The organism is Priestia sp. JNUCC 25 (assembly GCF_053667915.1).
The window spans coordinates 2,880,387-2,899,726 of record NZ_CM132211.1 but is presented as its reverse complement, the minus strand read 5'-3'; the positions used below and the strand labels follow the sequence as shown (position 1 = coordinate 2,899,726).

The 19,340-nt window shown below is 38.5% G+C and carries 20 protein-coding genes and 1 riboswitch; of the genes, 12 read left to right on the top strand and 8 right to left on the bottom strand.

Features of this window, described 5'->3' with window-relative positions:
- The first annotated feature begins 91 nt into the window (after positions 1–91).
- From JNUCC25_RS14795 to JNUCC25_RS14765, 7 genes are all read left to right on the top strand, one after another.
- Positions 92–1,102 carry a LacI family DNA-binding transcriptional regulator gene (locus tag JNUCC25_RS14795; RefSeq protein ID WP_013057640.1) on the top strand — a complete coding sequence of 337 codons (1,011 nt, stop codon included), beginning with the start codon at positions 92–94 and terminating at the stop codon, positions 1,100–1,102.
- 102 nt (positions 1,103–1,204) lie between these two features.
- Positions 1,205–1,840 carry a 3-hexulose-6-phosphate synthase gene (gene hxlA / locus JNUCC25_RS14790; protein WP_013057639.1) on the top strand — a complete coding sequence of 212 codons (636 nt, stop codon included), beginning with the start codon at positions 1,205–1,207 and terminating at the stop codon, positions 1,838–1,840.
- Positions 1,840–2,388, top strand: a complete 549-nt coding sequence (gene hxlB / locus JNUCC25_RS14785; protein WP_013057638.1) for a 6-phospho-3-hexuloisomerase — start codon at positions 1,840–1,842, stop codon at positions 2,386–2,388. Before hxlA ends, hxlB begins: the two co-directional genes overlap by 1 nt.
- A 342-nt stretch (positions 2,389–2,730) precedes the next feature.
- On the top strand, positions 2,731–3,702 hold the full coding sequence (locus JNUCC25_RS14780; protein WP_013057637.1) for a DHH family phosphoesterase: 972 nt from the start codon (positions 2,731–2,733) through the stop codon (positions 3,700–3,702).
- Between the two features lie 21 nt (positions 3,703–3,723).
- Positions 3,724–4,473, top strand: coding sequence for a glucose 1-dehydrogenase (locus JNUCC25_RS14775; RefSeq protein WP_064471818.1), 750 nt, complete (start codon positions 3,724–3,726; stop codon positions 4,471–4,473).
- A 270-nt stretch (positions 4,474–4,743) separates the two neighbouring features.
- On the top strand, positions 4,744–5,391 hold the full coding sequence (locus JNUCC25_RS14770; RefSeq protein ID WP_013057635.1) for a nitroreductase family protein: 648 nt from the start codon (positions 4,744–4,746) through the stop codon (positions 5,389–5,391).
- A gap of 422 nt (positions 5,392–5,813) precedes the next feature.
- Positions 5,814–7,385, top strand: coding sequence for an APC family permease (locus JNUCC25_RS14765; RefSeq protein WP_013057634.1), 1,572 nt, complete (start codon positions 5,814–5,816; stop codon positions 7,383–7,385).
- 58 nt (positions 7,386–7,443) lie between these two features.
- Here the strand turns inward: JNUCC25_RS14765 and JNUCC25_RS14760 are convergent, their stop codons facing one another.
- On the bottom strand, positions 7,444–8,007 hold the full coding sequence (locus JNUCC25_RS14760; RefSeq protein WP_078081942.1) for a YdcF family protein: 564 nt from the start codon (positions 8,005–8,007) through the stop codon (positions 7,444–7,446).
- A gap of 147 nt (positions 8,008–8,154) precedes the next feature.
- Positions 8,155–8,334: riboswitch (cobalamin riboswitch) on the top strand.
- A gap of 92 nt (positions 8,335–8,426) precedes the next feature.
- Here JNUCC25_RS14760 and JNUCC25_RS14755 point away from each other — a divergent pair.
- The 3 genes from JNUCC25_RS14755 (at position 8,427) to JNUCC25_RS14745 (ending at position 12,497) form a co-directional block, all read left to right on the top strand.
- Complete coding sequence (locus JNUCC25_RS14755; RefSeq protein WP_454222054.1) at positions 8,427–9,953, top strand: cobyric acid synthase; 1,527 nt, start codon at positions 8,427–8,429, stop codon at positions 9,951–9,953.
- A 205-nt stretch (positions 9,954–10,158) separates the two neighbouring features.
- A complete protein-coding gene (locus tag JNUCC25_RS14750) occupies positions 10,159–11,217 on the top strand; it encodes a FecCD family ABC transporter permease (RefSeq protein WP_013057631.1) in 1,059 nt (352 codons plus the stop codon).
- On the top strand, positions 11,214–12,497 hold the full coding sequence (locus JNUCC25_RS14745) for an ABC transporter ATP-binding protein (protein ID WP_029322552.1): 1,284 nt from the start codon (positions 11,214–11,216) through the stop codon (positions 12,495–12,497). Before JNUCC25_RS14750 ends, JNUCC25_RS14745 begins: the two co-directional genes overlap by 4 nt.
- Before the next feature lie 17 nt (positions 12,498–12,514).
- Here JNUCC25_RS14745 and JNUCC25_RS14740 read toward each other — a convergent pair whose 3' ends face one another.
- From JNUCC25_RS14740 to JNUCC25_RS14710, 7 genes are all read right to left on the bottom strand, one after another.
- On the bottom strand, positions 12,515–13,336 hold the full coding sequence (locus tag JNUCC25_RS14740; RefSeq protein WP_078081940.1) for a hypothetical protein: 822 nt from the start codon (positions 13,334–13,336) through the stop codon (positions 12,515–12,517).
- 44 nt (positions 13,337–13,380) lie between these two features.
- Positions 13,381–13,806 (bottom strand): Hsp20/alpha crystallin family protein, encoded by a 426-nt coding sequence (locus tag JNUCC25_RS14735; protein WP_013057628.1) that lies wholly within the window; start codon positions 13,804–13,806, stop codon positions 13,381–13,383.
- Positions 13,807–13,895: 89 nt separating this feature from the next.
- A complete protein-coding gene (locus tag JNUCC25_RS14730) occupies positions 13,896–14,399 on the bottom strand; it encodes an Hsp20/alpha crystallin family protein (RefSeq protein ID WP_013057627.1) in 504 nt (167 codons plus the stop codon).
- A gap of 51 nt (positions 14,400–14,450) precedes the next feature.
- Positions 14,451–14,693, bottom strand: a complete 243-nt coding sequence (locus tag JNUCC25_RS14725) for a spore germination protein (protein WP_029322547.1) — start codon at positions 14,691–14,693, stop codon at positions 14,451–14,453.
- 103 nt (positions 14,694–14,796) lie between these two features.
- Positions 14,797–15,039 (bottom strand): spore germination protein, encoded by a 243-nt coding sequence (locus tag JNUCC25_RS14720; protein WP_013057625.1) that lies wholly within the window; start codon positions 15,037–15,039, stop codon positions 14,797–14,799.
- Between the two features lie 143 nt (positions 15,040–15,182).
- On the bottom strand, positions 15,183–15,962 hold the full coding sequence (locus tag JNUCC25_RS14715) for an STAS domain-containing protein (RefSeq protein ID WP_064471816.1): 780 nt from the start codon (positions 15,960–15,962) through the stop codon (positions 15,183–15,185).
- Between the two features lie 183 nt (positions 15,963–16,145).
- Positions 16,146–17,351 (bottom strand): TcaA 3rd/4th domain-containing protein, encoded by a 1,206-nt coding sequence (locus JNUCC25_RS14710; RefSeq protein ID WP_078081939.1) that lies wholly within the window; start codon positions 17,349–17,351, stop codon positions 16,146–16,148.
- Between the two features lie 198 nt (positions 17,352–17,549).
- Between JNUCC25_RS14710 and JNUCC25_RS14705 the strand changes: the two genes are divergently transcribed.
- Entirely contained in the window at positions 17,550–18,695 is a 1,146-nt protein-coding gene (locus JNUCC25_RS14705; RefSeq protein ID WP_029322539.1) for an acyl-CoA dehydrogenase family protein, read from the top strand.
- A gap of 90 nt (positions 18,696–18,785) precedes the next feature.
- Positions 18,786–19,340 (top strand): GrpB family protein, encoded by a 555-nt coding sequence (locus tag JNUCC25_RS14700; RefSeq protein ID WP_013057620.1) that lies wholly within the window; start codon positions 18,786–18,788, stop codon positions 19,338–19,340.

The following is a 19,340-nucleotide window of genomic DNA, read 5'->3' as shown; positions in this document are numbered from 1 at the left end:
CTTCTGCTAGCAAGAAGGCTTTTCCTTTTTCGTTTTTTTCGTTTACACTAGGAGTAGCATAATTTTAGGGATTGAATGAAAAGGACGGATTATGATGCAAAAAGTTACTATGCTGGACGTTGCAAAAGCAGCAAATGTCTCCAAAAGCACCGTATCACAATACATTAACAAGCGGTATGAATATATGGGCGAAGAAACACGAAAGAAAATTAAAGAAGCGATTGATACACTCGGCTATCAGCCCAACTATCTAGCAAGGAGCTTAAAACAAAAGCGAACGTCGATGATTGGGATTATTGTCGCGAATATTATGCACAGATTTTCTACTGAAGTCATTCGTGCAATTGAAGACTATTGCCATTCACAAGATATACATGCCATCATCTGTAACGCAGATGATGACCCTGATAAAGAAAAGAAATATATTAATATGTTAAAAGCAAAGCAAGTAGATGGCCTTATTTTATTTCCAACGGGAGCCAATACTTCTCTTTATGAGCAGATGATCAAAGAAGAATATCCGGTTGTTATTATGGATCGTAAAATTCATGATGTAAAAGGAAAAATTCCATCCGTAGTGGCAAACAACCAAGAAGCCACAAAACAGGCTATTTTGCATCTCCTCGAGCTTGGACATAAGCATATAGCGATTATTACAGAACCATTAACTATTACACCCCGGATTGAACGTGTAGAAGGGTACAAAGAAGCGTTAACATCAGCCAATATGCCTGTAAATGAATCCATGATTATCAACTGCAAAAAAGCGGACATGCAAAAAGCGCTTGAGAAGCTATTTGCAGCCGATAATCCGCCGACAGCGCTGCTTGCTGGAAACGATTTAGTATTCATTGAAGTGCAGAAATTTATTAAACAACACGGATTTAATATCCCAAATGATTTATCTTTAATTGTTTATGATAATATTCCTTATGCAGATGTAGCAACGCCTGCTGTTACGACGATTTCGCAGCCCGCTTTTGATATGGGAACAAAAGCAGCAGATTTACTTATTAAACAAATTTTGAAAGAAAAGATAGCTTATGAAGAGTACCAGTATGAGTGTGAATTAATTATTCGAGAAACAACTTTGTCGCATTAAGCTAAAAAGAGCGCCTATGGCGTGCTCTTTTTAGCTCATCAAAATATTGGTTTTTTTTACGCTGTTACTAAACCGGTTTAGTAGAAAGTGAGGAAAAAAAATATGAAGATACAAGTAGCATTAGATCGTGTCACAATTGAAGAAGCTATTATCCTTGCCAAGCTGGCAGAACCCTCTGTTGATTGGATTGAAGTAGGTACATCTCTTATAAAAGAGTATGGAATTGAAAGCATTTATAAAATCAAACAGGCATTTCCACACAAGACGATTGTAGCAGATATCAAAACAATTGATAACGCAGAGTATGAGTTTACAATGTGCTATCAAGCAGGTGCAGATATAGCAACAGTCATGGGCGTATCACCTTTACCTACGATAGATACTTGCGCAAATGTCAGCGAAAAATGGAATAAAAAAATGATGGTTGATTTATTAAACACATCAAGCAGCTCGCAAAAGCAAGTAGGTATTTATAGAAACGCTATTTTTTGCCATCATATCAGCAAAGACGAGCAAGAAAAAGAAGGAAAATCGCTGAGTCAAATAAATTTGCGGCAATATTTTCATTCAGATGCCCAAATAGCAGTAGCAGGAGGAATTAATCCAGCCTCAGCAGCATCGTTACTTCAAATGAAAGCGGACGTCGCGATTATTGGATCAGCGATTACAAAAAGTGCGGATGTGGCAAAGGCATCTGCTGAATTTCAAAACTTATTTATGAGCAGGGGGAACGTATAATGACAAAAACACAAACGATTTTAGACGAAATTACGGCCGTAATGAATCACATAAAAGAACCGCAAATAGAAGAAGTAGCGTTTTCACTTTACCAAGCGAAACGAATTTTTGTTATAGGCGAAGGCCGCTCTGGGTTAATGGGCAAATCATTTGCGATGAGACTGATGCATTTAGGTGCGACAGTATATGTTGTAGGGGAGACCATTACTCCTTCGATTGCAGCAGGTGACGTGTTGGTGGCCGTATCTGGTTCAGGAAAAACACAGCAAGTGGTGAGTGTAGCTAAAAAAGCCAAAGAAGTAGGATGTTCAGTTATCGGCATTTCAGCTAGTACAGAATCACCGTTAACTGCTCATACTGATGAGCTGCTGCACATTCCCGCTGCAACCAAATACCGAAGCGAAAATGAAGCCGCTTCTATTCAGCCTTTAGGCTCATTATTTGATCAATGTGCTCACGTTGTATTTGATGCCATTTGCTTAGAATACGGGAATTTGAATCACACGGATCATGAACAGGCGTTTAAGCAGCATAGCAATTTAGAATAAGAGGAAAGAGGCTAGAACAAAAGTAGATTATTTAAAAGAAAATCCGAACGATGAATTGAGATTCTTGATAAAGAATCACATTCGTTCGGATTTTTTCATTGGTACAGGTGAGCGTAGGTTTCATGTGTGTAGTTGCTTCTAGCTGTTAATTGAATCGATGTAGTTATGTCTCATTCTCTTTTGATACAGGCAAGTCTAAGTCTGAACGTTTACTTCAGTTTTGTTTATTGCGAATATATTCCTTCTCTTCAAAGTAAATGACAGCATTTTTATGCTGAAATTGCTATAATATACAAGCCGGTACATATACTAAGGCGACTGAAAATAAAGGAGTTTTGATTAATGACAAAAATAAAATTAATTTCACATAACGATTTAGACGGGGTAAGTCCAGCACTGTTGGGTCGGTTAGCGTTTAGCGATGACAACTTTGATTACAGCACGGTAAGCATTGGCCGCATCAATGACACAGTGACACATTTTATTGAAGAAGAAAACGATGGAGACACAGCTTTATACATAACGGATATTAGCGTAAATGAGGAAGTAGCGGAAAAATTAAATGAACTGGTAAAAAAAGGCCAGCAAATCACTCTTATTGACCATCATATCTCTGCTCTTCCACTAGCTGAGAAATACGATTGGGTTCATGTTATTGCGGAAGATGAAAACGGTAAAAAGACGGCAGCTACATCTCTTTTCTATGACTACTTAGTGCGCCGCAACATGCTCCAAAAAACGGCGTTGCTTGATGAGTACGTAGAACTTGTGCGCTTATTTGATACGTGGGACTGGTTCCATGAAAATAACTTGAAAGCAAAGCGCCTTAATCACCTATATTATCTAATCCCGCATGAAGAATTTAAAGAAACCATTCTAGAAACACTTCGTGAATCGTATCATACTGAAAATCAAGAATTTACGTTTACGGACAAACACGAAATTTTACTAGAAGCAGAAGAAAAAAAGATTGAAAAATACATTTATGACAAACAAAAACAAATCATAAAAGAAAGGGTTGAAATTGATAAAACAGCGTACAACGCAGGGATTGTATTTGCAGATACATATCAGTCTGAGCTAGGAAATGCACTGTGTCTAGAAAACGAAGATATCGACTTTTCCGTTATGGTGGACATGGGACGCCAAAAGATTGGCTTCCGTGCAGTAAAAGACGAAATCAACTTAGCAGAAATTGTTGGGCACCTTGGAGGAGGAGGTCACCCAAAAGCTTCTGGATGCAAGTTAACGGCTGAAACGTTTGCTCTTTTCGTCACGGATCACTTGTTTAAAGACGAAGAAAAAAGTGAATAAAGCGTATAAGGAGGAGATGATATGTCGTTTAAAGATTTAGTTGTTGTTGTTACCGGAGCTGCGAACGGAATAGGTAAAGATGTATCCCGCGCATACGCGAAACAAGGAGCAAAAGTGGTATTGGCAGATGTGGACGAAACCGAAGGAGAGGGTCACGCGGAAGCTATTCAAAGACAAGGCGGAGAAGCCATTTTTGTGAAAACAGACGTCCGAAAAGAAGGCGACATTTTAAATCTCGTTGAAAAAACGGTCAGTACGTATGGAACGATACATATTTTGATTAATAATGCAGGCGTTTCCCGCTGGAAATCACCGTATGAGCTAACCATTGATGAATGGGATGACATTATCAATACGAACCTGCGCAGCGTGTTTCTATGCTCTCGCGAAGCAGCTAAGGTGATGAGAAAAAACGAAAGCGGAGGCTCCATTGTAAACTTAGCTTCTACAAGAGCTACAATGTCTGAACCTCACACAGAAGCCTATGCGGCTACAAAAGGAGGAATCGTTGCTTTAACTCATGCACTTGCCATTTCACTTGGTGATGACAATATCACAGTAAACGCTATTTCTCCAGGATGGGTTGAGACATCTGACTACGATGGCCTTCGTGAAATCGATCATACGCAGCATCCGTCTAATCGGGTGGGAACGCCAGCCGATATTTCAAGGGCGTGTATGTACTTAACAAACGTTGAAAATGATTTTGTAACAGGAGTTAACCTCGTAGTAGACGGGGGAATGACGCGAAAGATGATTTATGAACATTAAGCATCTGTGAAAAAAGACTGCCGTATCTAGCGGTCTTTTTTCATATAATCAAGAAAGGAAAAAGATAATCATTTTTTTCTTGACAGACTAAAATAATCATTGTAAAGTAAGTTACATAAAGTAATTAAATTTCAATTAATATTTTTTTAGTTTAATATCTCGAATTAGAGATATAAGAATTCATTATACCTTGTTTATCTCCTTTTATCAGGGGGAAGGGTATAAACATGCAATTTAAGTTAAAAAAACAAACAATTAGGAGTGTGGAAAATGGGTTTTTTAGATAAATTATTTGATAAATCAAGTGATCAACAACAGGTTGGAAAAGATTTTTATGAAGCAATTAAAAATCGACGTTCTATTTATGCAATTGATAAAAATGTAAAAATATCAGAAGAAAAAATTGAAGAAATTATTAACTTTGCGGTGAAACATACCCCTTCATCATTTAATTCTCAAAGCGCACGCGTAGTTGTTTTATTTGGCGAACAGCATGATAAAGTATGGAATATTACGAGAGAAACGCTTCGTAAAATTGTTCCAGCTGAAAATTTTTCAGATACGGATCAAAAAATGAACTTATTCGGAAGCGGCTATGGAACAGTTCTTTTCTTTGAAGATCAAGAAGTAATTGAAGGATTGCAAAAGCAGTTCGCATCTTATAGCGAAAATTTCCCGGTTTGGTCTAACCAATCATCAGGTATGCTGCAGCATGTGATTTGGACAGCGCTTGAGCTGGAAGGCCTAGGAGCAACTTTACAGCATTACAATCCATTGATTGACGATGAAGTAAAAGCAGCTTGGAATATTCCAAGCTCATGGAAATTAATTGCTCAAATGCCATTTGGTAATCCTGTGGCGCCAGCGGGCGAAAAAGAATTTCAACCGCTAAGTGAACGTGTAAAAGTATTTAAATAAGAAAAAAGAGGTACGGACAAAATTATTTTAGTTGAAGCAAAATCCGAACGATGAATCGTTCGGATTTTTTCATTGGTATGGCAAGCGTAGGTGTTGCGTATGTAGCTGCTTCTAGCGGTTGATTTCGTTATGTCTCAGACCCTTTTTTTAGTAAATAGTTTGAATATTCTTTTATGTTTAACCTAAGAAAAATGCGGTTAAATAGGAGGAGTAGTCCTCAAATCTTCTGTGGAATTTATGCGCTATACATAAGCAATTCAACGATGTTTTACAAAAAAATAAAGTTTTTAACTTGGTTTTTTAGAGAATATTTGTTAACATATCCACTTGTGAGGTCTTAGTAAGAGGAGGATGATGTAAAGAATCCCATATCGGACGCAAGGGCGTAGATATGTGGAGTGGGAATTTTAAAGGAGGATTTTATGTCTGATCAAGGAAATCAAGGAAAATTTAAAAAATCAATATCGTTACTTGACCTAACGTTAATTGGGATGGGAGCTATTTTTGGTTCCGCCTGGTTATTTGCGGTTAGTAACGTAGCGTCAAAGGCTGGTCCAGCCGGAAGTTTTTCGTGGCTGATTGGCGGAGTCATTATTTTACTTATCGGTTTAGTGTATGCTGAACTTGGAGCAGCGCTGCCGCGTACCGGTGGAATTATCCGTTATCCGGTTTACTCGCATGGTCATTTAGTGGGTTACTTAATTTCATTCATTACCATTATTGCTTACACAAGCTTGATTGCCATCGAGGTAACGGCTGTACGTCAGTATGTTGCGTTTTGGCTTCCTGGTCTAACTAAACATGGTTCTGAATCGCCTACTACAATCGGCTGGTTATTTCAGTTCGCGTTATTAACGCTATTTTTTATCATTAACTACGTAAGTGTAAAAGCATTTGCTAAGTCAAATGTCATTATATCTGTGTTCAAATATGCGGTTCCTCTTACAATTATCGTCGTGTTAGCTTATCACTTTAAATCAGCTAACTTTACAACTGGCGATTTTGCTCCGTTTGGTTTTAATGGTATTCAAGCAGCCATTTCAACAGGTGGCGTTATGTTTGCTTACCTAGGACTTCACCCTATTGTTTCTGTAGCCAGTGAAGTTAAAAACCCGCAGCGTAATATTCCAATCGCGCTCATTATCTGTATTGTACTTTCAGCGATTATTTACACAGCACTGCAAGTATTGTTCATTGGTAACATCCCGGCTGATATGCTATCAGGAGGATGGGGAACAATTCAAGAGCAATTCTCTTTACCATTTAAAGATATTGCACTTATTTTAGGCCTTGGCTGGTTAGTAACGCTTGTTATTTTTGATGCTATTTTATCACCAGGCGGTAACGGGAACATCTTCATGAATACAACTTCTCGTTTAGTTTATGCTTGGTCTCGTAATGGAACATTATTTAAACGTTTCTCAAAAGTAGATAAGAAAACAGGAATTCCACGTGCATCACTATGGCTATCATTTGGAATGTCCGTATTCTGGACACTGCCATTTCCTTCTTGGGAAGCGCTAGTAAACGTATGTTCAGTGGCACTTATTCTGTCTTATGCGATTGCGCCAATTTCAGCTGCTGCATTCAGAGTAAATGCAAAAGACCTTAAGAAGCCTTTTAAATTAAAAGGCATGAGCGTTATTGCTCCTGTTTCATTTATTTTCTGTTCATACATCGTATATTGGTCAGGATGGACGACAATTTCTTGGCTGCTAGGATCACAGCTTCTAATGGTTGTTATCTACGTAGCGTTTAAGAAATATGTACCAACTGACGTCGTAAAATTTGCACAGCAGCTTAAATCTGCTTGGTGGCTAGTTGCTTATTATATTATTATGCTTGTTATCTCTTATCTAGGTTCATTTGGTGGAGGACAAGGTGTGCTAAGCAACCCGCTTGACTTAATTTTAATTGCTCTTGTTTCACTTGGTATTTTCTACTGGGCGAAATACACAGGTTTACCAAAAGCAGTTATCGATACAGATGATTAATAAAAAACACGGCATGAATTCATGCCGTGTTTTTCGTTTGTATAGGCGTGTACTCTATTTATTTATCAAACAGCCATGTTTTTAATATAGCAGCATACTCACGAAAGTAGGCTTGAAGTTTAATTGAATTTGGTGTCTTTGCGCCTAAAGGATAAACATCAAAACCTTGGCGCTTGGCAATAATAGAAGCGCGAAACAAATGAAAATCACTGCTAACAAGCACGACTTTTTTGTGTTGAATATCAACTTTCTGTTTAGTAAAAGTAAAATTCTCAAAAGTAGAAGTTGACTGATCTTCTTTTATAATTCGATTCTTTTTAATTCCTTCTTTCCGCAGAAAACGATAGGCTGCCTCTGCTTCAGAAATTTCTTCATCGGATCCTTTTCCGCCCGTTACGATAACTTTTGTTTGTTGATGTGCTTGTAAATAAGATAAGGCCGTCTTTACTCGTTCTTTTAAACTAGGAGACATTTGATCACCATCTACTTTAGAACCTAAAACGAGGACATAATCTGCGTTATGTGGAACAGACTTGTGAGCAGTTTGATACATACAAAAAGATATAATTACTATATAAAGAACAAGCGAACCAATAAAGGTATAAATCATTTTTTTCTTCAACTGTGAGCACCTTCCTAGCTATTTCATAAGATGTTTGGAAAATAATTGTTATTATAGCATACGAGACCCAAATAAGTATAAGCACAGTAATATATAATAATAGAAGAAAATCGTTATTGTGAATGGTTATAAAATTCGTTACAATAAAGAATAAATGATTTTAAAAGTGCCTCTAAGGAGGATAATAGGGAAATCGGTGTAAATCCGGTGCAGCCCCCGCTACTGTAAATGTGGATGAACCTGCAAAGACCCACTAGTCAAACTAGGAAGGGTGCAGAAGTAAAATGAAGCATAAGCCAGGAGACCTGCTTTTAAAAACCCCTTATTTTTCGGTGGGAGAAATAAGTCAAGACAATGTGTTAATGAGCGCATGACCAAACCTTGACTTTTACAGTTAAGGTTTTTTTATGTGGTAGGGAGTGGAAAAAGTGAAAAAAGGAAAACCGCTTATGATTCAAGGAACGCACTCAGACGCTGGAAAAAGCATGATTGCTACAGCATTTTGCCGTATTTTTAAAGAAGACGGCTATCAAACTGCACCGTTTAAATCGCAAAATATGGCGCTTAATTCATACATTACAATGGATGGAAAAGAAATTGGCAGAGCGCAAGGAATTCAAGCAGAAGCGGCTGGAGTAGAAGCAACAACCAATATGAACCCTATTTTAATTAAACCAACTCGTGATCATGAATCTCAAATTGTCGTTCACGGAAAACCGCTACGTAATATGTTTGCTTTTCAGTATCGGCAAGAATTTTTTAATGAAGGTTTAAACGTTATCACGGAAGCTTATAAAGAGCTTGCCAGTCATTATGATCGAATTGTGATTGAAGGCGCTGGAAGTCCTGCTGAAGTCAATTTGAACGATCGGGAACTCGTAAATATGCGCGTTGCAAAAATAGCCCAAGCGCCTGTTGTGTTAGTAGGAGATATTGATAAAGGAGGAGTTTTTGCGAGCCTAGTGGGTACTCTTCAATTGCTTCCAGATGAACACAAGTCTAGAGTTATCGGGGTGTTAATTAATAAATTCCGAGGAGATTTAGAACTTTTAAAACCAGGTTTGAAGTGGTTTGAAGAATACACGGGTGTTCCGGTTCTAGGAGTTATTCCTTATATGAACAACGTGGAAATTGATGCGGAAGATTCGTTATCACTTAGAAATTACTCAACGCTTGTGAATCCGTTAAAAGAAATTGATATTGCGGTTATCTCGTACCCGCGCATCTCAAATTTTACAGACATCGATCCTTTAAGCTTAGAAGAAGACTGTCACGTGAGGCTTATAACCAAGCCGTCGCAATTAGGTACGCCTGATTTAATTGTTTTACCAGGAAGCAAAAATACGATTGAAGATGCTCAGTTTTTACAAGAAAGCGGCCTGGCTCTAGCCATTAATCAAGTTTTGAACACAACGAACGTTCACGTCATTGGCATCTGCGGAGGATATCAAATGCTAGGGGAGACAATTACAGACCCTGATGCAGTAGAATCTCGGATTGAATCCATTAAAGGGCTGGGCTTGCTTCCGGTGGAAACCGTTATGACAACCAGCAAAAAAACAGAAAGAGTTTCTGGGTATGTCCAGCTAGAAAGTGAAAGAGTTTCGATTGAAGGCTACGAAATTCATATGGGAAAGACGTTTTCTAAGAGCACCACGGAAGCTTTTGCAGTGGTAGAGCATGAAAAAGAAGGAACGGTTAAAGACAACGTCATTGGCACGTATGTTCATGATGTGTTTCATAACGATGCTTTGCGCAGAGCTTTGCTTAATCAAATTCGTAAACATAAAAAATTGCCGCCTATTACGGACACATTCAACAGTCGCCTGCAAAAAGAGGAGTCTTTTTCAAAAGCAGCAGCATATGTGAGAGAAGCCGTAGATATGGAAAAGCTGTATCATTTAATAGACAACTATAAAAGCCCGGAGCAAACACAAAAAGTATAGCTTGTAGGGGCTTTCGCTTGTTTTTTTACCGAGAACTTTAGTACGCTATTCTACGTTGCCTAGTTCAACAGTCTAGCACTCGTAACAAATAAAAGATGATTGTTTCCAACTTAATGCATGGTGGAAGCATGGTTTATGGACAGGAAAATGAATGGTTAATGTAATGTAAAACATCACGCCTCGTTTCCTAGAGGAGCTGAACGTATTGATTTTTAAACGTATTTTTTTTAACAAAGCATCTATTTTATACATAGTCAGTTTATTTATTGTATGTACTTCGGTAATTATGGGCGTATTTATTGGTACAGTTTCGTTAACCGTAGGAGATACAATCAAAATTATTATTGGCCACCTTACCGGGCTATCCTTATATCACGGTCCGGAAAACATGGATTTAATCATTTGGCAAATTCGTTTTCCAAGAGTACTGGTGGCATTTTTAGTAGGAGCTTCGCTTTCAATAGCAGGGGCTGCCTTTCAAGGGCTATTAAGAAACTCTCTTGCCGATCCTTATACGATCGGGGTTTCCTCAGGTGCAACCCTTGGCTCTGTCATGGCAATTTATTTTCATTGGAGTATTTTTGGTTTGTCTATCTTCACGCTGCCTGTAGTCGGCATTGTATCTGGTTTTATTACTCTTCTTTTAGTTTTTGGTATTACGAAACTCGCAAGCGGCAATTTGGCCAATGAAACCATCATCTTAGCGGGGATTATTTTATCATCCTTTATGAGCGCGCTTATTTCATTAATTGTGGCTCTTTCTCCCGAAGAAGATGTAAGGCAGGTTTTATACTGGCTAATGGGAAGCGTATCAATGAGAGGATGGTCTCATATTCAAATTTTAGGGCCGTTCTTTTTGATCGGTACAATTATGCTGTTGTTACATGTAAAAGAGCTGAACGGCTTAGCATTTGGCGATCAATCCGCTCAGTTTATGGGAATAGACGTAAAGAAGAAAAAAAGAATGATTTTAATAGGTGCATCCGTATTAACAGGGGCTGCGGTATCAGTATCTGGGGCAATTGGATTTGTTGGCTTAGTTATCCCCCACGTAGTGCGTCTCGTAGCGGGAGCTAATCATAAGCATGTACTGCCGCTTTCTATTTTAATTGGAGGAAGTTATTTGGTTTTAGCAGATTTATTGGCACGAACGATATTAGAACCTCGTGAACTGCCGATTGGAGTCGTAACCGCCTTAATTGGTTCGCCAATTTTTACCCTGCTCCTTGTAAAAGAACGTATGCGGAAGAGAGGAATATCATGATTGAACTATATAATGTGACAGGAGGATACGATAAGCAGCAGCCAACCGTTCGTGACATCACGTTCACCGTAGACAAAGGTTCTTTTGTCGCTTTACTAGGACCAAATGGAAGCGGGAAAACAACGCTTATTCGCTTAATTATGAATGTATTAACCATTCAATCAGGAGAAGTGAAGGTGGAAGGAAAGTCAGTGAAGGCTTATTCACCAAAACAACTGGCGCAAAAAGTTGCAGTCATGACGCAAGAAAATCAAATTGGGCTAGAATTTACGGTTCAAGAAATTGTTTCACTTGGACGTTACCCTTATCAGGCAAAAGGATTGTTTAGCACTGTATCAGCACAGGATGAAGAAGTGGTGGAAAGCGTGATGAAATTAACAAACGTCTGGCACTATAGAAATCATACTTTTCAATCGCTAAGCGGTGGAGAAAAACAGCGGGTTTTACTGGCTAAAGCACTAGCGCAAGAACCTGACTACTTACTTCTTGATGAACCAACGAATCACTTAGATGTAAAACATACAATGGAACTGCTTCAGCTGTTAAAAACTTTACAGCAGGAAATGAGCTTAACGGTCCTGGCCATTTTGCATGATCTCAACATCGCCTCGCTGTTTGCAGATAATGCCGTGTTGCTGAAAGATGGAAGAGTAGAAGAAACTGGGATGGATGCTATTTTTCAGGATGCAGCTACGTTAAAAAGAGTATATGGGGTTGATTTGCATGTATTTCACCATCCCGCTGTGAACAAGCGACAAATTGCTTTTGTGCCGCCGTATCAATATCCAGAGACGGACTTCCATGAGTTGTATCAGTTACAAAAGGAACCGGACAACCTATGTTTATCCTTTGTTCGTCCTTTGAGAACTCTTTCACTGGGTTCAAATGAAACAGGTCTAGACTGGTGTCAAGAAATTGTTCAACAGCAAAGCAGTGCTAACGCGGCGTGGAAATCTGCGTCTTTATATAGTCATGAAGTTCGCTTAAAAGACGATAAAGGTTACTCGTGGCTGGCTGTGCTGACACATGGACAAAAAGAAAACGAAGTAAATATTGTTCTACTAACAAATGCGCCGCTTTCGGACGGGAACTTACTTCATGCTGCGATGAAGGTAATTGAGTACCGATCTTTCTTAGGAAAAACAGGACGTATTGTTGTAGCATCATCTCATCATAAAGAAGAAAATCAAGAAGAAATTTCAGAGTTCTTGATGGAACGACTCCAAAAAGAATTACAACTATTTATGGAAACAAAAATGACCGACAGTTGCTTTAAATAAGCAGTAGCGGTCATTTTTTATTCTTCGGAGTGATCATCAGACTTTTCTGTTTCACCTCCTGAACTCATCGTTGTCTCAGTTGTATGTTCATCAATCTTTTTTTCTTTTAGCTTAACAGAAAACAAGTCTTTGACTTCTTCATCTACTTGATCAGAGTCAGCGCTGTAAGTGGTGCCGATGTTTAAGTGACCGGTCAAATCTTTAATGCCTAGCTGGCCGAAATTATTACTAAGATCAATTTTGTCTAACAATACTTTTTCGACCATGATTTTTTCAACAACAATGGACTGCTTTGGCTGAGTTATTTCATCAATCTTTTTGTCAAGAGTTTTCACCATCTCATATAAGGCTGTATTGGACGATTCTTCCTTTAACGCAGAGAGCTGATTTTGAATAGCTTCGAAATTAGGAGCTGACTGCATAGCCGAGAGTAAATGAGCTGTTTGCTCGTGCAGTTGAGACAGTGATTGAATAAGGTGAGCTGATTCATTTAATTGCTGATGAAGCTCTTCTATTTTAGGGATCGCGTCGGTTAAACGCGTCACTTGATCAATAATTCCCTGCAGGTTCAGCGCTGAATCTGACAAAAGAGCAGGTTTTGTGAATTCAGCTTCAGCAGAGGTCTTAGGCTCCATTTGGCTAGGCAACTTCTTTGGCTGTTGAGGGGGTTTTTTTAGATTAGACTGTTTTTTAGCTTTCATCTTTTCGGGTAATTCTTTCCGCTTTTGATTAGAACGTTGGTCTATGGGACCTGCTTTTTTTTGAGTTGGAAGGGAAGACGGATTTATTTTACGGACTGTTTCAATTTTAGGCGATTGTTTAAACCACTTAGAAAACATGAAATTCCCTGCCTTTCATGCTACGTATAGTTCTGCACAATAAATTACAAATCAAATTTCACATGCAAAAGACCATCTTTAAATGATGCGTGACACGGCGCTTCCCCTACAGCAGGCGGAAGGATGATTGATCGTTGAAACGTTCCTTCACGTCTTTCTTTGTGAAGAACATTTGCATCCTTCACGGTTAAAAGAGATGAACCGGATATGTGTAAAGTATTTTCGTGCATGGTCAATTCGACATCTGTTCGTTTAGCACCGGGTATTTCAATTACAACTAACAGCTGATTTGCCCATTCATATACATCAATTAAAGGATAATCTCGATACTCATTTACAATTTGAGGAGAAGCATCTGCTTCCGTATCATTCTGTTCTTCATGATCATCATCAAAAATCTTTTCCCAAAATTTCGTATGGTTTTCTTCTTGTAACGTTTCTGCCCACTTTTTAAATTTTCCATGATTCATATTTGTCACCTTCTTAAGAAAAATAAAACAAGGCCTTTTGCAGCTTTCTATTTTATATGTATGCATGAAAATAGAAAAAAACGTCCACTTTAATCTAAATCGTGGACGTCTATTTGAGACATAGGAATATTAACATGTTTAGGCATCCGGATTTCCAACACTCCGGAACGATATATGGCGCGTGTGCCTTTTTTACGAACCGAACAAGGAAGCTGAATTTCTTCTTTGAAGGATTCTTCTCCATCTATTCCTTCAATCGTACACACATATGGCGTATGATAGACTTTAATGCTTGATACAATATCGCGGTTAGGGATTTTTAGCTGTACAATGCATTCATCTAATGTATTGATGACGTTTGAATCAAATCTTCTTGGCTTTTGTCCATGACCTTCAGTTCCCATATCCTGCTGTTCTTTCATCATGTCTTGGGCTTGCTTAAAGAATTCATTTCCTTGCATAAAATCCGGAAAAGAATGGGACATCGTAGAAGAAATCATTTGCTGAATATACTTATTCATGTCTTTAGATGCCATTCCTTTTGGGATATTTTCCATCATTCCTTTAAAGGGAGATTTTCCAAATGGAAACATATTTACACACCTCCTTGTAATGTGCCAAGTAAAACGCCAAAATTATTAAAGCTAAATTTGATTTCCAATTGGAGCTGAAGGGTTTGCAATTTGATCTTGATCGCTTACACCAGGATCTAACACGCCCGTATTCATTTGAGAGCAAGTAGGAGAGAAGTTACCTAAAGAGAAATTCGCGCCGTTAAACTTTGAGTTCGCCGTGTGACTGTTTTGAATGGTGGAACCAAAATCAATATTTGCGTTTTGCGTGACACCGTTTGTTACGATATTAAAACCGTTAATTTGAAGAGGCATAAAGAGACTCCTTACTGTTTTTATTCATTCCGCTCTGACTATCGCGTTAAGAGAGAATGTATTCACCGTTTGTCGTCATGCTGTTGACAAGCATTGCCCTATATCACTGCTGATAACCATTGACATGATCAACGTTTGCAATATCTGTTTGGTCATTTGTATCAGGATCGATATAAATGTTTCGCATTTTCGAGGAAGCAGGTGAGACATCGCCATAAGAAGAGTTCGTACCAGTGGATTTTGAATGAGCCGTGTGACTGTTATGGAGTGCTTCGCCAATGTTGACAGAACCGTTGCTTGAGATACTGTTGATCTTTAAATTATAAATGTTAATAACACTTGGCATACGCTCTCACCCTTTTCTATGGTTGATTAATGTATCCTATGATGATAAGTGCCTAAACGTTCACAATTCCTCATAACTAAAATCGCCTTTTCCGATTGAAGGAAAAAGCGATTGAGAGAGGATTACTTAATGATATGATGGGCTTATGAAATGGGTGCAATATGATAATTCTTTTTTTCTAAAATGTAAGAGATGCTTTGTTGGACAGTGGAAAATGTTCGCCAATTAAACTGAGAATCTACAAGCGAAAGAGCCATTTTTGAAGAAAGACCAACAATAAGGCAAGTGGTACCAATCAAACGCAAAGCATCGTGAAGCGTGTTAATATAATAACCGTGTTCTTCATCTAACGAATGAAGGGAAGATAAATCAATAAGCAAATAGCGCGCCTGTTCTTTTACAACTGCCTCCAATACCGTTTCAGTTAGCTTCTTTCCACGTTCTATATCCATCTTACCGGTAATGGGCACAGCTAAAACCTCGTCCCATATCTTTAATAAAGGCGTGGACAAATCCTCAATTAACCGTTCTTTTTCAAGCTCTGCTTCGGCTTGATCTGTAAAGTCTAATAGCATAAGCAAGTAGCCATAACGCTCGCCGTCTTTTGTATCAATAGGGTGAATCACAGCTTCTGCTACGTATTGACTGCCAATCGTTATACGCGTTCGGTAGGTTGTATGAAGAGAGGTGAGTAATTTTTCCGCTTCTTCAGAATTGGAATGAAAGAAGTCCATATGCTTTCCAATTAACTCTTCGATATGAGATAACTGGTAGATTGGGAGTACTGGCTGGAGTGTTTCAATTGCTCTTGCATTCATCCACTGCACACGATAGTCTTTATCTGCAATGATCATGGTTTCTTGAATATTTTCTAAAATCAAATGTCCATTAAGCTTTTGTGGAAGTCGTCCAATTCCATTCATTCTCCATCTCTCCTTATGTGTGTATTAAGTTTATGTACATCTACTTTATATTTTACAGTGAAAAGAATGAAGAAGGCTATAAGAAATTTCTTAACGTGTATAGGGATCATGGTATGTAAAAAAACGTAGGAGTAAGCACTCGCTTCAATCAAAAAACTCCCCTGTGCAAAAGGGGAGTTCACCTTACTCATATGATTTAATAAAATCAACGTTGTATTTTTCAACGCTTGATAAGTAGGAATCTCTAAATGATGAATCAGGCGTATACCATGACTTTTCATAAAAATAGGCTTGAAGATCTTTCGATTTAAATACATACCCATGCCGCGCATAGATTTCATTTCGAGCTAGCCTTAGTTCACTCGAGCTCAAACTGCTAATATCTCTATAGCTTAATTTGTAAGAATCCGAACCAGGAAGAATATAAGAGCTTGAAGTAGCATAAGAGCGCGGCCCAGGCACGATCACTTCTCGTTCTTTTATGACGGTTTTTTCCTTTTCGACGGGCGGCGTTTGTATATTTAACATAATACTTTCTTCACTTTGAATAGTGTAGGGACTGCTTTTGAGCGTTGTGCCGTCTTTTTGCACTTCAGCATGAACAGTGACGCTTCCATCCGTGGCAACAGGCCCTATTTGTGATGAGCTATTCACCTGCAGTCCCGTGCTTTTTCCATTTACGAATAAGATAGCGTCATCTCTATTCGATGAGATTGTAACGTAAGCCCCTTTAAATACCACAAATATATTTTCTTCTTTTTGCCGGTGAAAATTTACAGTGGTTTGGTCTGTAAGTTTTCCGTAAGAGCTTTCATAAGAAGCTGTAAGCGGGTAATTTCCAATCATAAAAGGCCCTATTTTTTGCGTTTGATTCTTGGATATCGATTGTTTTGTATCATTGACTGTAACCGTTGCATCCTCTGGCGTGGTGAGGGAGATATAATATGATGACGGCACAACCACGTACTGTTTTTTGAAGAGTAGTGAATGTTTCTGTTCTTTTATTGTGAAGTAGATACTCGATTTATTTTTTAAATCATTTTCAACGTCTCGTAAAATAGAACCATCGGAAGTTGCATCTAACAGTGCTTGAATAGATGTGTCATTAATAACTATAGTAGACTGCGAAGAGTCTAATAACTCTCTTAACACAGCTGTATCTTTCGATTCTAATGCCTCAATAAAGCGGTCAGCCGTCTTTTCTTCTGAGCCAGAGAAAAAGAAATAAAATACAAAAGTTAAAAGAAGTATAAGCGCAATACCCCCGCCAATATACCAGCTCTTTTTATGCTTAGCTGCAGCTGGCGACACGGTGAAAGAAAAGCCGCAGTTATTGCAAAATAATTGGTCTGTGCTTGCACTGGCCCCGCATTTTGGACATTGATTCATTCACACCATTCCTTTCTTTTCATTCCATTAAATGTATGGAACGTGTAGGTAAAACAGACCATTAAATTGGAAAAAGAATAGATTCAACAAGAAAGATAAACACACCAAACATGCACAGAAAAGGTGAGGTATGCTATGATAAGAACTATATATTAATCCGATAGGGACACTCTGTCATATAAAAAGGAGATGAAGCAAATGAGTGTTTCATTTGTAAATAAAAATCAAGAGTCTACGTATGAAAAATTGCTGCCTCTAGTCGAAAAATTTAAGAAACGAGCTTTTAAAATAGATGAAGAAGGTACGTTTCCCTTTGAAAATATTCAAGAGTTAAAAGAAGCGGGCTATACACGTCTTTCTCTCGAAAGCAAATATGGCGGAAATGAATTACGCCTTTATGATTTTTTATTATTTCAAGAATTAATTGCTCAAGGAGATGCTTCTACGGCTCTTAGTATTGGATGGCATATGGGGATTACAATGGACTTGCGTGAAAAACAGCCTTGGAATCAGCAAATCCTCGATTTTATTTTTAAAGAAATAGAAAAAGGTGCACTTATTAACACCGCTGCTACTGAACCGAAGACAGGAAGTCCTACTCGAGGAGGAAAACCGGAAACGACAGCCGTAAAAACAAAAGAAGGCTGGCGAATCAACGGCCGAAAAACATTCACCACGATGTCTCCAGTGTTAAATTACTTTTTGGTAAAAGCAAGCATTGAAGGTGAAGAAGAGATCGGCTTATTTTTAATTCCTCGTGAAACAAGCGGACTTTCAATAGAAGAAACATGGGATATGATTGCAATGCGCGGGACAGGAAGTCACGATCTTGTGCTAGAAAACGTCGATATTAAATACGACTTTCTTGTTGAACGCCTCGGTGGTTTTAAAAAGAATGAGCCAAGCGGCTGGCTTCTTCATATACCAGCTTGCTACATGGGTACAGCCATCGCATCAAGAGATTATGCTGTCGCATTTGCTACAGAATATTCGCCTAATAGTATTGAAGGGACGATTAGCGAGTTGCCAAATGTGCAGCGTTTAGTAGGAGAGATGGAACTGGAACTCATGCAGGCGCGTCACTTTATGTACAGCGTGGCAAGTAAATGGGATGAGGCCAGCGACCGAGCAGCATTAGCGGGAGAGTTAGCAGCTGTCAAACACGTAGTGACCAATAGTGCCTGTACGGTTGTTGACAAAGCCATGCGCATAGTAGGAGCACGTAGCTTGCAGCGCAGTAATCCGTTGCAGCGCTATTATAGAGACGTGCGTGCCGGGCTTCACAACCCTCCAATGGATGATATGACGATTGTTAATTTAGCGAAGCAGGCGTTTACTAGATAAAACTTAATAACATGTTAAATGATGAAAAACTGTTTATTATAGGCTATTCTATAATAAGCAGTTTTTTCGTTGCAAGAGGAGGAATTGAAGATGAAGTCCGTAAGAGAAATTCAGCTGACACCCTATAATATCGCGTGGGAAAAGGAATTTTCAAAAGAAGCTGCCACCTTAACAACTATAATGTCAGCTCAAGTTTTAGAGGTTCATCATATCGGAAGCACTGCTGTTCCCGGCTTAAGCGCAAAACCGATTATTGATTTACTTATTGAAGTGAAAGATATAAAGAAAGTAGATACATATAATCAGAGGATGGAACAGCTTGGTTACGAAGCGAAAGGTGAAAACAGCATAAAAGGAAGACGATACTTCCAAAAAGGCGGAAATGAAAGAACGCATCATGTTCATATTTATGAAAAAGGCCACCCAGAAATTAATCGGCATATATGGTTTCGAGATTATCTGCGTACTCACCCTGATACAGCAAAAGAATACGAAACGTTGAAAATAGAACTAGCGCATCGCTATCGCTTTGAACCAGAAAAATATGTGGAAAATAAAACGAATTTTATTCATAAAATAGATGGGCTAGCTTTAAAATGGAGAAAGGGAAGCAGCAATAAGAATAGGAAAGATGATCTTAGATAA

What these genes read in the sequence shown, in the direction of transcription:
- JNUCC25_RS14740 (WP_078081940.1), bottom strand. Translation starts at nt 13,336, where the DNA reads ATGTTTTCTAAGTGGTTTAAACAATCGCCTAAAATTGAAACAGTCCGT.
- JNUCC25_RS14775 (WP_064471818.1), top strand. Translation starts at nt 3,724, where the DNA reads ATGTCGTTTAAAGATTTAGTTGTTGTTGTTACCGGAGCTGCGAACGGA.
- JNUCC25_RS14700 (WP_013057620.1), top strand. Translation starts at nt 18,786, where the DNA reads ATGAAGTCCGTAAGAGAAATTCAGCTGACACCCTATAATATCGCGTGG.
- JNUCC25_RS14770 (WP_013057635.1), top strand. Translation starts at nt 4,744, where the DNA reads ATGGGTTTTTTAGATAAATTATTTGATAAATCAAGTGATCAACAACAG.
- JNUCC25_RS14720 (WP_013057625.1), bottom strand. Translation starts at nt 15,039, where the DNA reads ATGCCAAGTGTTATTAACATTTATAATTTAAAGATCAACAGTATCTCA.
- JNUCC25_RS14705 (WP_029322539.1), top strand. Translation starts at nt 17,550, where the DNA reads ATGAGTGTTTCATTTGTAAATAAAAATCAAGAGTCTACGTATGAAAAA.
- JNUCC25_RS14780 (WP_013057637.1), top strand. Translation starts at nt 2,731, where the DNA reads ATGACAAAAATAAAATTAATTTCACATAACGATTTAGACGGGGTAAGT.
- JNUCC25_RS14715 (WP_064471816.1), bottom strand. Translation starts at nt 15,962, where the DNA reads ATGAATGGAATTGGACGACTTCCACAAAAGCTTAATGGACATTTGATT.
- hxlB (WP_013057638.1), top strand. Translation starts at nt 1,840, where the DNA reads ATGACAAAAACACAAACGATTTTAGACGAAATTACGGCCGTAATGAAT.
- JNUCC25_RS14730 (WP_013057627.1), bottom strand. Translation starts at nt 14,399, where the DNA reads ATGTTTCCATTTGGAAAATCTCCCTTTAAAGGAATGATGGAAAATATC.
- JNUCC25_RS14765 (WP_013057634.1), top strand. Translation starts at nt 5,814, where the DNA reads ATGTCTGATCAAGGAAATCAAGGAAAATTTAAAAAATCAATATCGTTA.
- JNUCC25_RS14710 (WP_078081939.1), bottom strand. Translation starts at nt 17,351, where the DNA reads ATGAATCAATGTCCAAAATGCGGGGCCAGTGCAAGCACAGACCAATTA.
- JNUCC25_RS14745 (WP_029322552.1), top strand. Translation starts at nt 11,214, where the DNA reads ATGATTGAACTATATAATGTGACAGGAGGATACGATAAGCAGCAGCCA.
- JNUCC25_RS14735 (WP_013057628.1), bottom strand. Translation starts at nt 13,806, where the DNA reads ATGAATCATGGAAAATTTAAAAAGTGGGCAGAAACGTTACAAGAAGAA.
- JNUCC25_RS14795 (WP_013057640.1), top strand. Translation starts at nt 92, where the DNA reads ATGATGCAAAAAGTTACTATGCTGGACGTTGCAAAAGCAGCAAATGTC.
- JNUCC25_RS14725 (WP_029322547.1), bottom strand. Translation starts at nt 14,693, where the DNA reads ATGCCTCTTCAAATTAACGGTTTTAATATCGTAACAAACGGTGTCACG.
- hxlA (WP_013057639.1), top strand. Translation starts at nt 1,205, where the DNA reads ATGAAGATACAAGTAGCATTAGATCGTGTCACAATTGAAGAAGCTATT.